Raw genomic sequence first — 14774 nt, forward strand, 5'->3', positions numbered from 1 at the left:
AAATGTTTTAAATAGTTCTTATAAATATGATTTATTTATAAAACATTTTACCGGAAATTATTTTTTTATGAAATGATAAAATTATGTTTATCATAAATCCGAAATATCTCGTAAATACTGTGAAATTAACTGTTTAGTCATTCCTACAGGGTATAGTTTATGGTAAAATAAACTCAAGGTAGAATTTCGAAAATAATAAAAAATTTTAAGTTAAGTTATTTTGTATATGTTATCCCACATTTCACTAGTCTTAGGCATCTTTGACGGGATGAGAAGTTTTCCTTTTTATAATCCCCTACAAGCGAGCTTTTTGCAGGATATAACCTAATTCTATCTGCGGAAAGAATCGTTCCTCAAGGCTGAAGTATCACTTTACAGTTGTTTCTCCATGAAATGTTATCTTTTGCACACTCTGTTATATAAACTTTCACTACCCAAAAGCTGTCAAGACATAAGAGCTTTAAAAACTATCTTTTAGATAGATTAATTAAGATTCTATTATTGGAAAATATTTCAAGGAGGATATTGATGGAAAAAATAGTTAATATTGTAGAGTCACAAGTTATTGCTTCTGTGAAATCACCGGAACATTTAGAATTGGCTGCTGCTTCAAATTCAAATGTTGTGTTTTTATTAACGGGAGATTTACTTACGACTTCTGATTATCTAGATGTACTTAAAAAGGCTGGGAAGCAAACTTTTTTACATATAGATTTTATTGAGGGGCTTTCTAATTCAAAAAATGCACTAAAGTATATTGCAAAAGTGTGGCAGCCCAAAGGAATTATTACTACAAGAAACAGCCTGATTAAATATGCAAAAGAAGAAGGGTTAATGACAGTTCAAAGAATCTTTTTAATTGATAAAAATGCTATGAAAAAAGGAATTGAGATGGCAGATCAATACCAGCCTGATGCTATTGAAATATTACCTGGACTTATGCCAAGCGTCATAGACGAATTAACAAGGACAACGAAACTCCCGATTATAGCTGGAGGATTGATCAGCAAAGAAAAGGAGATCCTGGAAGGATTAGAGGCAGGAGCTTTAGCTATTTCTTCAAGTGATCCTAAATTGTGGAATATTGATATTTGATATAAACTAACCAAAAGACTCTGCAGATAGATAAACCATAGAGTCTTTTGGTTGAAAAAGAGAATAAAACTGCTGATTTTCGCGGTCTTAGACTAGTTTTGTAAATATTTGTTCACAAAATTGTGATTTTTTCTTTACAATATTGAAAGCGTTTGCTATACTTGTGTCAATAATTAAATAACTCTATATAGAAATAGGAGAAGATAGAGTTGGATAATTACCTTTCGGAGGAGAGGTGTGTCCAATTTCTTATCATCTCCTATTTTTTTGGGTTATTTCAAACAAAAAGGAGGAGAAAGGTATGAGAGGTAAAAAAGGGCAATTAGTTATAGGGGGATTATTTATTGTTTTAATTAGTTTACTTGCAGCTTGTGCTGGTGATGATACTGGAGGAGACGGTGATTCCGGCAGCGGAGGAGCAATTACACTTTATTCCCCTGAAACACCTGATTTAACGAATGAATTAGCTGCTAAATTTGAAGAAGTACATGGGACCCCGGTAAACGTTAATTATGCAGGAACAAATGTACTTGTGAATCAAATGATAGCCGAGCAAGGTAATCCACAGGCTGATGTCTGGTATGGCGGAGGAGGGATTCTGCCTTTTGAAACAGCTGTAGATAAGGATATTATTACGCAATATATTCCGGAAGCAGCAGAGGATTGGGAAGTTACTGAAAACGGTATCAAAATGAAACACCAGGATGATTATTATGTAGGTACAGAGATTTTTGTACTTGGTTTTGCTTACAATACAGAATTGGTTTCTGAAGAGGAAGCACCAAAAACATGGGAAGATTTATTAGATCCTAAATGGGAAGGCAAAATTCAATTTCCAAACCCTGCCGCTTCTGGTACATCAACATTGATGGTACTAAGCTACATGATGCAGCATGGAGAAGAAGAAGGCTGGGAATATTTCCAAAAGCTGACGGATTACGCGAATTCTATTCCGGATTCAGGCTCCAGCCCGACAAAAGGGGTCGCTATGGGAGAAGCTGAAATAGCAATCGGTTTTGATTTTATGGCATATGAGCTAAAAGAAAACGGAGAAGACGTTGATTTTATTGTCCCTGAAGAAACGCCAGTATTAGTAAACCCGGTTACATTGGTTAAAGATGGTCCTAACCCGGATGGCGGCAAGCAATTTATGGACTTTATGCTGAGTGATGAAGCACAGGAGATTTTAGCTTCATGGAATCATATACCAATTAATCCGGATGTTGAATCACAAACACCGATTTCTTTAGAAACTGTGCAGGAGCATGCAATTGACCTGGACATTGATTGGGTAAATGAGAACTATGACCGAATCAGAAGCGAATGGAATACGAATATACAGTAAAGGGATGGTTTTATGGGCTCTGTTGTTGTAAAGCAGCTTACAAAGAATTTTTCTGGAACAGACGTGCTTAAGAATATTGAATTAGATATCCAAGAGGGCGAATTTTTTGCCCTTCTTGGCCCCTCTGGATGCGGGAAAACAACAACCATGCGTTGTATTGCCGGATTTGAAACACCTACAAGCGGAGAGATAAAAATTGGCGAAAAGATAGTAAATAAAATTTCTCCCCATCAAAGAAACTGCGGAATGGTATTCCAAAGTTATGCGCTGTTTCCGCATATGAATGTTTTTGATAATATTGCGTACAGCTTGAATATCAAGCGTTTAAGAGATAGTAATATGTTTAAAAAAATCGGAGTATATATCCGAATGCTCAATAGTAAAATAGTCAAATATCCAAAAGATATTGAGGAAAAAGTAAATAGTATTATAGAGTATGTTGAGCTGCAGGATCATGCTAAAAAGCTGACAGGTGAGCTCTCGGGCGGGCAGCAGCAGCGGGTTGCATTAGCCAGGGCGCTTGTGATGGAGCCTCAGGTTCTATTGATGGATGAACCTCTGTCCAACCTGGATCAAAAGTTGAGACATACTATGAGAAATACAATTAGAAGAATTCAACAGGAATTGAAGATTACAACGATTTTTGTAACGCATGATCAGGAAGAAGCAATGAGTATGGCGGATCGCGTTGCTGTAATGAGCGGCGGAGAAATTCTCCAAATTGGAACACCTACAGATTTGTATAGTAATCCGAAAACACCTTTTATTGCAGATTTTGTCGGTACTTCTAATATACTTCCTGGAAAAGTAATAAAAAAGGAAAAAAATCTGACCTATGTAAGAGTCGGTGATTATGAAATTCAGTCTTCAATGGATACAGAGCTTGAAGATGTACAGCTTGTAATCAGACCTGAGAATTTAATTGTAAAGGATAAAAACGAAAGTACGAGGGACAATTATTTTGAAGGTACAGTAGAAGTAGCAACCTATTTGGGGTCGACTGTAAGGTATGATATTAAAGTTGGGGAGCATAACCTGCTGGTGGATACTGTATTTGAATCAGGAGATAAGATTTTTGCAAAAGGATCAGAAATCAAAGTTATTGTAGATCCTGAAAGGGTTTTGCTGTTATGAAGAAATTAAAAGATAATTTTAACGGTCTTGGGATATTAAAAATACTTGTCTATGCTTTCTTTCTATTATTCTTAATTATTCCTTTACTATCTATCTTCCTGGTGAGTTTTACGAATGAGCCTATCAATATATTTGGTTCATTAATAAGCGTGGACACGCTGCAAACGACCATCAATCAGTTTAAAAATGCTACTTTAGATAACTTTACTGCTATTTTTCAAAATACAACTTATTTTACTTCCTTGAAGAATAGTTTGTATTTGGCAATAACGGTATCACTCGTGGTTATGTTAATTTGTATTCCGATTGCTTATGGGATTGCAAGAACGAAGATGCCTTTTAAGAAAACAATCAGCGCATTATGCACCATCCCATTAGTTGTACCGACTTTTATTTCTGGATATTCTTTTATCATTATGTTCGGAAGATCCGGATGGGTTACACAAATCTATCAGTATTTGGGCGGAGAAGGGCTTTTTATTGATCCATATTCGATGACAGGTATAGCAATTGTACAAATATTTTTCTTTTTCCCTTATGCATTATGGCCAATGGTTGCCGCATTTAAAGTAAGTGATATATCTCTTGAGGAAGCATCCAGAAATATGGGAGCAAAGAGCTGGCTTACTTTTTCAACGGTAACTATGCCTCTGGTAATACCAGGAATGCTTTCTACAGCACTGGTTATCTTTGCGGTCAGCTTTTCTGATTTTGGAACACCGATTATTCTGGCGCCAAGTGATTTAAACCTGATTGTTGTAGAAGCATACAGAGAAATTTCCGGATTCTTTAACTGGGGAGGTGCCGCAATCTTGACTGTTGTCATGATTGCTATTGCGGGACTTGCTTACTGGCTGCAAAACTATTTCACTAAAAATATGAATTACGGTTCTGTATCTGGAAAACCAAAACAAGTCAAACTCAGCGATAATAAAATGCTGACTGTTCCTTTGTTCGTATTTTCAGCTTTCGTTATTATCGTTCCACTATTATCCGTACTTACTGTATTTTTACAGTCGATTGCAACTACTTGGGGAAAGGATCTTCTGCCAAGCGGTTACACGTTATCTCATTACCAGACTATTTTCACATCCTCCCTTGGGAACATTCAAAACAGTATTGTGCTGGCGCTGGGGGCTCTGGTAATAAGTGTTGTCGTATCAGCGGCAGTAGCTTACTTTGTTGTAAGACATAAATCAACAGCGCTTGATTTTGTAACGACAGTACCGTTGATTGTTCCAGGAATTGCTGTTGGTATTGCGTTGATTCAGACATTTAATACAGCACCTTTACAGCTTACAGGAACAGCATTTATTTTAATTGTCGCGTATGCAATGCGAAGATTGCCATATATGGTCCGGTCTACGATGAGTACGATGAAATCCATTAAAGCTGATATTGAGGAAGCAGCCATAAATCTAGGTGCCTCTACCTTCACCGCTTTATTGACAGTTGTTGGACCATTGATGCTTCCTGGTATCGCGGCAGGATCGATATTAGTTTTTGTAACTGTTATTAAAGAGACAAGTATATCAATTCTGATGGCGCCGGCAAGCTGGGCCCCAATGAGTCTGGCAATCTTTCAAAATGTAATGCGGGCAGAATACTATTCCGCGGCAGCGATGTCAATTGTTCTTGTTGTCATAGTAGTTATATTCCAGCTGATTGCAGAAAAACTTACAAATAGAAGTGAGAAAAAGAGTTAAGTTTTAAATGCTTTGTCCGGGGTTTTAATCTTTAGAAATAAACCCCGGATAAAAAATATAGCAGACTCTTAAAAGCTATTTATAGCTTGCCAAGTGTCAATTTTTATAAAGAAAAGGCATTATACAATTTTTATTTTACTGAATATTCAGTTATATAGTTGTTTATGAGTCAGAGAGAATAATAGACATATACAGGTTGTGAAAGCCCTCTCTCTTCATAAAAAGATAATAAGAGCTTGTTCCTGAAGTTCTTATTGCCTGAAACTTTACAGATTGGCGATGGTAATAAATACACCAAGCAATTATAAAACAACAAGGAGGACAACAGGGTGAAACGGGGATACATTTTTGATTTAGACGGTACGATTTATTTAGAAGAGAAAATTATTGAAGGGGCAAGCGAGACGATTAAGGCTTTACGTGAAAGAGGAGATGAAGTTGTTTTTCTGACAAATAAGTCGATTGAAACAACAGAGACCTATGTAAACAAATTAAATAAACTTGGAGTTGAAGTAACAAATGAAAATGTCATTAATTCTAATATACTGACAGCCAGATATTTAAAATCTCAATTACAGCAAACAGAAAAGGTCATGGTTATCGGAGAACAGCCACTAATTAATGAAATAAAAAAACAGGGTATTGAGGTATCTGATAAACCGGAAGAAGTAAAATATGTTGTGCTGGGCTGGGATAGAAAATTCAGTTATGATAAATTAAATCGTGCTTTTCAGGCATGGAGGAATGGGGCAGTCGTGGTAGCTACTAATCCGGATCGCACTTGTCCAATGCGCGGAGGCCAGATACCAGATTGCGGGGCAATGATTGGAGCAATGGAAGGAGCAACCGGAGAAAAAATAGAAATTATACTTGGCAAGCCTTCTTTATTAGCAGCTAAATTTATTGTAGAAGATATTTTAAAACTTCCGTCAGAAAGATGTTTTATGGTAGGGGATAGATTGGAAACAGATGTGAAAATGGGAAATGATTATGGTATGAATTCTATTTTGGTTTTGACAGGTATAACAGATAAATGCATGGTGGAAACGACACCTTATAAGCCTCATTACACATTAAACAGTGTGAAGGATATCTTAAACATGAAAACAGATGCAGTTGTCTGATTAAAGCAAAAAAAAGCATATCTACTAAGGTTAACTACTTACCTGTAAATAGATATGCTTTTTCTTGATTTTCCAATCAAGCATAAAGCTCCCAGGCTAATTTTAAAGAATCTACGATATAATCAGCTACTTCTTCTACTTCCTGGTCATCTGTTAATACACGTGAATGATGCTGCTCATAAATTGGCTGCCGATCATCAAAAAGCTGTTTAATTTCATCCATATTTTTTCCTTGCAAAACAGGGCGGCTGTCTATCAGTAACCCAATCCGGTCCTTCCATTTGTCCCAGGTTAAGTCGAGGAAGAAAATAGTAGTGGTTGCAAGACAGATATCCTGAATTTCTTTTTGTAGAAATGCCCCGCCGCCTAAGGAAATTACCTTTAATTTTTTATGGCACATTTCAGAAATGATCTCTTTTTCATGCTGGCGAAAGACAGCTTCCCCATACTTAGCAAAAATATCTTTTGGAGGCATCTGGAATCTGCGTTCAATTACTTCATCAATATCGATAAAGTCACGATATAACTTTTGAGCAACCGCCTGACCAATCGTTGTTTTTCCAACCCCCATAAAACCGATTAATACAATACTTTGTTCTTTTAACGGTATTTTATTCATTTTTATTTCCTCCCGTACCCTGTGTATATATAAGCATTATTGCTGATAGATTGCTGCTCTTGCTAATTGATCTGCTTTGCTGTTTTCTTTTTCAGGTATCCATTTAATAAATAAAAAAGGAAATTCTGCTGCTTCAGACTGGATAACTTCAAGTAAAGGAAGAAATTGTTTGTTCTTTGTTCGGCCTTTATCAATTACTTCTGCTGCTACTTTAGAGTCTGTCCGGAAAGATAGGATTTCTCCAGGAAAATTTGCTTTGCAGATTTTTAATGCTTCTATAATGGCATGAAATTCAGCTTCATGATTTGGCATATAAGGTAAAGGAACTGCATATTCCAGTTTCTTTTCTCCTGACTTTATATAAATACCGGCGCCGCTTTTTTCAGTGTTCACGTTTGTGGCTCCATCGGTATACACTTGAATCAAAGCATATCACCTCATTTAAGCTTCCATTTCTACGTACATAGTATAACGAATTTTAGATCAGAAAGGAATACATGTCAGCTCTGTCTGTTTATAAAACTGTTTTACTCATCTTCATCATCGTCATGTCCTTGGTGCTCACCATGCTCATCTCCATCATCGCCATGTTCATGATGCTCGTGGTCCATTTCGTCATGGGCATCTTCTTCAGATGGTTCTGCATCGCCGGCAATAACCGTTTCTAAAGGCATGATATGCATTTCTCTTGCTGTTGTATGTGCATACATTTCATAGACAGCTTCCTCTTCAAAGGTAAAGCTTGCAGTATATGTACCGTTCTCCTGATGGACTCCCTCTAATTTAACACTGTCATCAGCATGGCCTTGTGTCCATACCTCAAATAAAACCTCATGTGCATCTTCAACAGGCTCATCCTCAAAGCTGACATGCGCTGTTAAATCAATTGTTTCCCCAACTTCAACATGCTCTGGAACATCAAAATCTACTTCCAGGACAGATAATTCCTGTGAATCCGTATCATTGTCCTTTTCTGCTGTATCCGCTTCATTATTGGAGCAGGCAACTAATACAGTTATAAGAGCAATCAGGATAAAGAATATTTTTTTCTTCATTTATATAGCTCCTTTCTTCAACTTTTTTTAGTATAATCAACACCTAGTATAGCATGACTAATGAGTCGTTTGATTGAATAAATTATGACATATTTTATTTTCCTTCCTACAGTAACTCTACTATAATAAGGGAAAGGGAGGAATACATATGAAATTAGTAGCTTATCGGAAAGAACAAGGTGAAAAATATCGTACAGGTGTTTTAACAGATTCGGAATCAATTGCAGACGTGGAAACGTTGTCCAAGCAAGCTGGTAAAGAAAAGCTTCCGGCTGACCCGGTTGATTTTTATGCGCGTGCGGCAGAGCATGTGGAAGAGCTGCAGAAAATTTTAAATGAAGAAGCAGAGCATGAAACTATTTCACTTCAGGATGTTCATCTGGGAATGCCGCTTGGAAAAGCAAAAAAAGTGATTTGTGTCGGTAAGAATTATCAGGAGCATGTTCATGAAATGAAATCGGATATTCCTGATTTCCCGGTTCTATTTGCTAAATTTGATAATGCTATTATTGGCCCGGAGGATGATATTCATTATCCATCAATTACTGAAAAATTAGATTATGAAGTTGAATTAACACTGGTTATTGGAAAAACAGCTTCAAAGGTTAAAAAAGAAGATGCTTTTGATTATATTGCCGGATACACACTTGCAAATGATACATCTGCGCGTGATTTACAAAAAAGGACACCACAATGGCTGCAAGGAAAAACACTTGATCATACTACACCTGTAGGTCCGTGGGTTGTGACGAAGGACGAGATAGACAATCCTCACGCATTAAATGTCCGTTCCTTTGTTAATGGGGAGGAACGTCAATCATCAAATACAGAGCACCTTATATTTGATATCCCCTTTTTAATAAACTTTATTTCAGAAATTATGACACTTGAACCGGGAGATATTATTTTAACAGGAACTCCACACGGTGTCGGTTTAGCTATGGAGCCGTCCGGACTGCTTCAGGGAGGGGACCATGTGAAATTAGAGATAGAAGGAATAGGTGTTATGGAAAATCAGGTGAAAAAAGTATAATATCATTTTATTAAAAGTCTGGTATTAGAGGTATTTCCTAAATACAATATTTCCTAAGAATCGCACGGAGGTCAAAGCATGCAGCAGAGTTTAGTGTTAAAGCAGGCATTATCCTGGAAAATGAATCAATCACTTCATCAATCCATTGAGATTCTGCAGCTTTCCGGTATTGAATTATATGATTATGTACAGAAGATTGCTGAAGAAAATCCTTTGATTGAGGATATCCGTCCAATTGATCAACAGGTGCTCTCGCAGTTTCACGGTGATTCGAATGCCTTTGAAAATATGAATGCCTCGAAAAAAAATATGTACGAGCAATTAAAAGAAAATGTGTACATGCTGTCCATTTCAGAGGAAATAATAAAAGAAGCTGTTTTATTTGGCATTGATTCTTTAAATGAGAACGGGTACCTGGATATAACACTGGAGGATTGGGCAGAGCAGTGCCAATTATCTATGGAAGAAATACAGCAGGCACTTTCTTATCTGCAATCGCTTGATCCGCCTGGAATAGGAGCAAGAAATTTACAAGAGTGTATCCATTTGCAGCTGAAAGAAATGGACAGTGATTATTGCTTTTTAGAGGATCTTTTTGAAAATAATCTTGTTCTGATTGCAGAGGAAGATATTCAAGGCTTAGCTGAAATATATGCTATCACGGAAGATGAGGCAGATAGATTAATTACTAATATGAAGCTTTGCCATCCGAATCCGGGTAAATTATTAGAAGATGAAGAGGTAGAGTATATTATTCCAGAAGCGGTGGTTTTTAAGGAAGATGATGAATGGCGGTTGTCTTTCTTCCACTGGTCAAGCCCGCAAATTCAAATTCGTGAGGATATATTACTGGCTGATATGCCAAAAGATGGAGCAGATTTTTTAAAAGAAAAGAAAAAGGAGTTAGAGATGCTGGATCAGGCCATTCAATACCGCGGGAAAACCTTAGAACAGGTTTTGCGTATTATTGTAAATAAACAATTATCTTTTTTTGAAGAAGGTATAACAGCATTGAAACCTTTGACTCTCCAGGAAATTGCAGATATTTTGGATCTCCATGTCTCGACCATCAGCCGCACCATCAGTCATAAATATTTACAAACTGATTTCGGTATTCTTCGGGTAAAGTATTTATTGCAGCGTGAAGCCCGAAAAGGAGAAGGAGTTGCCCGCGTGGTCGTGAAGCAGTATGTACAGGAGATTATAGCTGATGAAGACCAGGCCCGGCCGCTCTCTGACGAAAAAATTCGCAGGAAACTGGAAGAGCTGTATCAAGTATATGTAGCAAGAAGAACAGTGATGAAATACAGAGAAGAATTGGGTATTCAATCTTCCTCAAAGCGGAAAAGGAGAACGGACTGAGAAAATGATTCAATTCTATACTAAGAATAATTGCCCTTTATGTGACGAAGCAAAAGCATTATTAGATATGCTGAATACGAATAATATTCTAATAGAAGAAATAGATATTTATCAATCGGAGGTTTTATTAGAAAAGTATCAATTAATGATTCCTGTGATAGTATACAAAGAAAAAGAAGTATACGGAAATGAAATAAATATAGAAAATATCAGCAGACTGCTGTCTGAATAAGAAAGAGATTCTCCAAAAGTTGATTTTTGGAGAATCTCTTTCTATATTGCATAAAAAAACAGTTTTAAATAAGTTTCTGTGTTTAACTTCACATGCAATGGGAATAGATAAAGTGTATGCATTTTAATGAAGAAATTAGGGGGTATAAAATGCTTCTTACTTTTGTATAAAATAGCAGCTGTTTTAAGACTTTTTCTTTGCTTTTGATAGGATGTATGTTATAATACAATTGATTCGGGACGTAGAACTACCACCTGGGACGCTTTTAATCCCGAACAGAGGAGAATGGTTAAAATGGATTCCATCATGGCCCTACAGAGAAAAATCGTACCTGAATTGGTTAGTTTGATGCAGGAAAGGTATACGTTATTACAGCATGTACATTTGCATCAGCCAATTGGCAGACGAGCATTAGCGGAAAGTACAAATTTAACAGAGCGGCATGTTCGCGGGGAGATTGATTTTCTTCATGGACAAGGGTTAGTCGAGGTTACTTCGAAGGGTATGTTTATTACCAATGAGGGAAAAGTAGTCCTGGATCAGTTAGCCGCTTTAATTGGAGATTTGTCCCGGTTAGATAATCTGGAGGATCAGTTAAAACGTACTTTATCCGTTGATAATGTGATTGTAGTTCCTGGTGATAGTGATCATAATCCTCAAATAAAAGCGGAGATGGGGAAAGCAAGTGTTGCCTATCTGCAATCTGTCTTACAAAAAAACAATACAGTTGCTGTGACAGGCGGAAGCACTATCGCTGCAGTAGCCGATGCAATGAAACCATTGCCTGAAGGAACAGATGTATTATTTGTCCCTGCAAGAGGCGGTATTGGTGAAAAGGTTGAGAATCAGGCATCGCGTATTGTTTCAGAAATGGCCAGAAGATCAAATAGTCAATATAGAATGCTTTATGTACCAGATCCGATTAGTGATTCCACATACGAACTGATTATTCAGGAACCCCATGTGATTGATGCATTAGCTGTTATTAAAGCTTCTAACATTGTTTTACATGGAATTGGAGATGCATTGCGTATGGCGGAACGAAGGAAGTCTTCCCAGAAAGTATTGGATTTATTAAAGTCGGAAAATGCAGTTTCAGAAGCCTTTGGTTATTACTTTAATGTCGATGGCGATATTGTTTATAAAGTAAAAACAGTAGGATTGCAGCTGGAGGATATGGATAAGTCAAAGCATATTATTACAGTTGCTGGAGGGGCATCGAAGGGAAATGCAATTAACTCTTACTTTAAACAGGGGAAGAGCAATATGTTAATCACCGATCAAGGTGCTGCAGAAAAGATATTAAGAGGATAACCTCTTTATATAAATAAAAATTTCAAGATATTCTTAGGAGGAATTTAATATGGCTGTAAAAGTTGGTATTAATGGCTTTGGAAGAATTGGACGTAACGTATTTCGTCAATCTTTAAAAAATGATGAAGTGGAGATTGTAGCAATCAACGATTTAACAGATGCTAACATGCTTGCACACTTATTGAAATATGACTCAGTTCATGGAAAACTGGAAGAAGAAATCAGTGTAAATGGTTCTAACCTTGTTGTTGACGGGAAAGAAATCACAGTACTATCTGAACGTGATCCTGCTAACCTTGGATGGGGAGACCTTGGTGTAGAAATCGTTATCGAATCTACTGGTATCTTCACTAAAAAAGCAGATGCTGAAAAACACATTCAAGCAGGAGCTAAAAAAGTAATTATCTCTGCACCAGCTAATGGCGAAGATTTAACAATCGTTATGGGTGTTAATGATGATAAATACGATCCAGCTCAGCACAATGTAGTATCTAATGCTTCTTGTACAACAAACTGCTTAGCACCATTTGCTAAAGTATTAAACGATAACTTTGGCATTAAACGTGGATTAATGACTACAATCCACTCTTATACAAATGATCAGCAAATCCTTGATTTACCGCATAAAGACTATCGTCGTGCGCGTGCAGCTGCTCAAAACATCATCCCTACTTCAACTGGGGCTGCTAAAGCAGTTGGTCTGGTACTACCGGAACTTAACGGTAAATTAAACGGTAATGCAGTACGCGTTCCAACTCCAGATGGTTCATTAACTGACTTAGTTGCTGAACTTGATAAAGAAGTAACTGTTGAAGATGTTAACAATGCAATGAAAGAAGCTGCGCAAGGACCATTAAAAGGAATCCTTGAGTACACTGAAGATCCAATCGTTTCTTCTGATATCGTAGGAAACAATCACTCTTCTATTTTCGATTCTTTATCTACAATCGTAATGGAAGGCAACCTTGTAAAAGTTGTTTCTTGGTATGATAACGAAATGGGTTACTCTTCTCGTTGTGTAGACTTAGCTGTATTCATGGCTAAAAAAGGACTATAAGATAATAAACGACGTTCGTTGTAAGGTAAGCCTCTCCGAACGGTATAAGTAGAGGAGGGAGCAGTTTTCCTCCTCTATTTTCTTTTTATAGGATGTTCAAAAAGCCCGTTAAAAATGACGCATCGGGAAAAGGATCTTCTACTAAAAGCGCCCACGTCGTGTGGGCAACGTAGAAGTCACCGCATCCTGCGGAAGTTCGTTAGCTTGTTTCTGCGTTGGGGCTGCGATTACTCGCCCCATTAAAAGAGTTGCTCATGTATTTAAAAACATATATTCCACTACTCGAAGCTGCGCCCACAGGACGTGTTAGTGCCGGCGTTGCAACAAATGTCTTCGATGGGGTGAGTAATCGCAACCCCAGGACGTTGCGATTTTAGCCGACCCGGCCTTTTAACGGACTTTTTGAACACTTATTTTCACTAGAATTAGTAGTAAAGCAAGATAAAATGGTATAATAACGAGAGTTACATATACCTAATTAGGAGGGATTCCGTTGAACAAAAAAACCATTGCTGATTTACAAGTAGAAGGTAAACGTGTATTTTGCCGGGTAGATTTTAACGTGCCTTTAAAAGACGGCGAAATTACGGACGATACACGTATTCGTGCTGCATTGCCGACAATCCGTGAGTTGACGGATAAAGGAGCAAAACTTATCTTAGCGAGTCACCTTGGACGTCCTAAAGGGACAGTTGTAGAGGAACTTCGCTTAGATCCGGTAGCAAAACGTTTGAGCGATTTAATAAACAAAGAAGTAATTAAGACGGATGAAGTCTACGGTGAAGAAGTTAATAAAGCTATCGACCAATTACAAAATGGCGATATTTTATTAATTGAGAACGTTCGTTTTGAGGCTGGTGAGGAAAAGAATGATCCAGCGTTAGTTGATGCATTTGCACAAATGGCTGATGTATATGTAAATGATGCCTTTGGAGCAGCACACCGTGCCCATGCTTCTACAACAGGTATTGCTACAAAGCTTCCAGCTGCAGCAGGACTTTTAATGGAAAAAGAAATCGAAGTTCTCGGGAAAGCATTGGAAGATCCGGCGCGTCCATTTACAGCAATTATCGGCGGAGCAAAGGTAAAAGATAAAATCAATGTTATTGATAATCTGCTCGACAAAGTTGATAACTTGATTATTGGCGGCGGATTAGCTTATACATTTATTAAAGCGCAAGGGTATGAAATTGGTAAATCTCTATTAGAGGAAGACAAAATTGATTTAGCGAAAGAGTTTATGCAAAAAGCAGAAGACAAAGGCGTTAATTTTGTTTTACCAGTTGATGCAGTTGTAGCAGATGATTTTTCAGAAGATGCGAATACGAAAATTGTTGATATCGATCAAATTCCTGCTGATTGGGAAGCGTTGGATATCGGAACAAAAACTCGTGAAGCATTTGCTTCTATCATAAAAGATTCTAAATTAGTTATTTGGAATGGACCAATGGGTGTATTTGAATTAAATACATTTGCCGGCGGTACAAAAGCAGTTGCTGACGCTGTAGCTGAAACAGAAGGATTCTCTGTTATTGGCGGTGGAGACTCTGCAGCGGCAGTAGAAAAATTCGGTCTGGCAAGTGAAATGAACCATGTATCTACAGGCGGGGGAGCTTCGTTAGAATTTATGGAAGGTAAAGTTCTGCCGGGAGTAGATGCGTTAAACGATAAATAATTAAGAATGGATGAGGTGAGCGC

General features: G+C 37.4%; 14 protein-coding genes. 11 read left to right on the forward strand and 3 right to left on the reverse strand.

Annotated features, from left to right (window positions below; translation table 11 throughout):
- Nucleotides 1–528 precede the first annotated feature (528 nt).
- From OSO01_RS09795 to OSO01_RS09815, 5 genes are all read left to right on the forward strand, one after another.
- Nucleotides 529–1095: a glycerol-3-phosphate responsive antiterminator gene (locus OSO01_RS09795; RefSeq protein ID WP_147210257.1), complete on the forward strand. Its 567-nt coding sequence runs from the start codon at nucleotides 529–531 to the stop codon at nucleotides 1093–1095.
- Nucleotides 1096–1396: 301 nt separating this feature from the next.
- Nucleotides 1397–2440 (forward strand): ABC transporter substrate-binding protein, encoded by a 1044-nt coding sequence (locus OSO01_RS09800; protein ID WP_147210258.1) that lies wholly within the window; start codon nucleotides 1397–1399, stop codon nucleotides 2438–2440.
- Between the two features lie 12 nt (nucleotides 2441–2452).
- Nucleotides 2453–3574, forward strand: a complete 1122-nt coding sequence (locus OSO01_RS09805; protein ID WP_147210259.1) for an ABC transporter ATP-binding protein — start codon at nucleotides 2453–2455, stop codon at nucleotides 3572–3574.
- Entirely contained in the window at nucleotides 3571–5280 is a 1710-nt protein-coding gene (locus OSO01_RS09810) for an ABC transporter permease (protein WP_147210260.1), read from the forward strand. The genes OSO01_RS09805 and OSO01_RS09810 overlap by 4 nt, the downstream gene beginning before the upstream one ends.
- A gap of 329 nt (nucleotides 5281–5609) precedes the next feature.
- On the forward strand, nucleotides 5610–6404 hold the full coding sequence (locus OSO01_RS09815; RefSeq protein WP_147210261.1) for an HAD-IIA family hydrolase: 795 nt from the start codon (nucleotides 5610–5612) through the stop codon (nucleotides 6402–6404).
- Between the two features lie 76 nt (nucleotides 6405–6480).
- Here the strand turns inward: OSO01_RS09815 and OSO01_RS09820 are convergent, their stop codons facing one another.
- The 3 genes from OSO01_RS09820 to OSO01_RS09830 form a co-directional block, all read right to left on the reverse strand.
- A complete protein-coding gene (locus tag OSO01_RS09820; protein WP_147210262.1) occupies nucleotides 6481–7023 on the reverse strand; it encodes a shikimate kinase in 543 nt (180 codons plus the stop codon).
- A gap of 36 nt (nucleotides 7024–7059) precedes the next feature.
- Nucleotides 7060–7440 (reverse strand): ribonuclease HI family protein, encoded by a 381-nt coding sequence (locus tag OSO01_RS09825; RefSeq protein WP_307725843.1) that lies wholly within the window; start codon nucleotides 7438–7440, stop codon nucleotides 7060–7062.
- Between the two features lie 110 nt (nucleotides 7441–7550).
- Nucleotides 7551–8078, reverse strand: coding sequence for a FixH family protein (locus OSO01_RS09830; RefSeq protein ID WP_147210264.1), 528 nt, complete (start codon nucleotides 8076–8078; stop codon nucleotides 7551–7553).
- Between the two features lie 148 nt (nucleotides 8079–8226).
- Between OSO01_RS09830 and OSO01_RS09835 the strand changes: the two genes are divergently transcribed.
- The 6 genes from OSO01_RS09835 (at nucleotide 8227) to OSO01_RS09860 (ending at nucleotide 14751) form a co-directional block, all read left to right on the forward strand.
- Complete coding sequence (locus OSO01_RS09835) at nucleotides 8227–9111, forward strand: fumarylacetoacetate hydrolase family protein (RefSeq protein ID WP_147210265.1); 885 nt, start codon at nucleotides 8227–8229, stop codon at nucleotides 9109–9111.
- Between the two features lie 78 nt (nucleotides 9112–9189).
- A complete protein-coding gene (gene rpoN, locus OSO01_RS09840) occupies nucleotides 9190–10473 on the forward strand; it encodes an RNA polymerase factor sigma-54 (protein ID WP_147210266.1) in 1284 nt (427 codons plus the stop codon).
- 4 nt (nucleotides 10474–10477) lie between these two features.
- Entirely contained in the window at nucleotides 10478–10705 is a 228-nt protein-coding gene (locus tag OSO01_RS09845; protein ID WP_147210267.1) for a glutaredoxin family protein, read from the forward strand.
- 294 nt (nucleotides 10706–10999) lie between these two features.
- Nucleotides 11000–12019, forward strand: coding sequence for a sugar-binding transcriptional regulator (locus OSO01_RS09850; protein WP_147210268.1), 1020 nt, complete (start codon nucleotides 11000–11002; stop codon nucleotides 12017–12019).
- Between the two features lie 49 nt (nucleotides 12020–12068).
- The gene (gene gap / locus OSO01_RS09855) at nucleotides 12069–13076 is read left to right on the forward strand and encodes a type I glyceraldehyde-3-phosphate dehydrogenase (protein ID WP_147210269.1); all 1008 of its coding nucleotides are present in this window, start codon (nucleotides 12069–12071) and stop codon (nucleotides 13074–13076) included.
- Nucleotides 13077–13569: 493 nt separating this feature from the next.
- The gene (locus OSO01_RS09860) at nucleotides 13570–14751 is read left to right on the forward strand and encodes a phosphoglycerate kinase (protein WP_147210270.1); all 1182 of its coding nucleotides are present in this window, start codon (nucleotides 13570–13572) and stop codon (nucleotides 14749–14751) included.
- Nucleotides 14752–14774: the final 23 nt, after the last annotated feature.

It is taken from the genome of Oceanobacillus sojae, from assembly GCF_007991515.1.
GTDB classification, from domain to species: domain Bacteria; phylum Bacillota; class Bacilli; order Bacillales; family Amphibacillaceae; genus Oceanobacillus; species Oceanobacillus sojae.

Excerpts from the sequence above, each read along its gene's own strand:
- OSO01_RS09830 (WP_147210264.1), bottom strand. The coding sequence starts at position 8,078 with ATGAAGAAAAAAATATTCTTTATCCTGATTGCTCTTATAACTGTATTA.
- OSO01_RS09845 (WP_147210267.1), top strand. The coding sequence starts at position 10,478 with ATGATTCAATTCTATACTAAGAATAATTGCCCTTTATGTGACGAAGCA.
- OSO01_RS09850 (WP_147210268.1), top strand. The coding sequence starts at position 11,000 with ATGGATTCCATCATGGCCCTACAGAGAAAAATCGTACCTGAATTGGTT.
- OSO01_RS09810 (WP_147210260.1), top strand. The coding sequence starts at position 3,571 with ATGAAGAAATTAAAAGATAATTTTAACGGTCTTGGGATATTAAAAATA.
- gap (WP_147210269.1), top strand. The coding sequence starts at position 12,069 with ATGGCTGTAAAAGTTGGTATTAATGGCTTTGGAAGAATTGGACGTAAC.
- rpoN (WP_147210266.1), top strand. The coding sequence starts at position 9,190 with ATGCAGCAGAGTTTAGTGTTAAAGCAGGCATTATCCTGGAAAATGAAT.
- OSO01_RS09805 (WP_147210259.1), top strand. The coding sequence starts at position 2,453 with ATGGGCTCTGTTGTTGTAAAGCAGCTTACAAAGAATTTTTCTGGAACA.
- OSO01_RS09795 (WP_147210257.1), top strand. The coding sequence starts at position 529 with ATGGAAAAAATAGTTAATATTGTAGAGTCACAAGTTATTGCTTCTGTG.
- OSO01_RS09820 (WP_147210262.1), bottom strand. The coding sequence starts at position 7,023 with ATGAATAAAATACCGTTAAAAGAACAAAGTATTGTATTAATCGGTTTT.
- OSO01_RS09800 (WP_147210258.1), top strand. The coding sequence starts at position 1,397 with ATGAGAGGTAAAAAAGGGCAATTAGTTATAGGGGGATTATTTATTGTT.
- OSO01_RS09835 (WP_147210265.1), top strand. The coding sequence starts at position 8,227 with ATGAAATTAGTAGCTTATCGGAAAGAACAAGGTGAAAAATATCGTACA.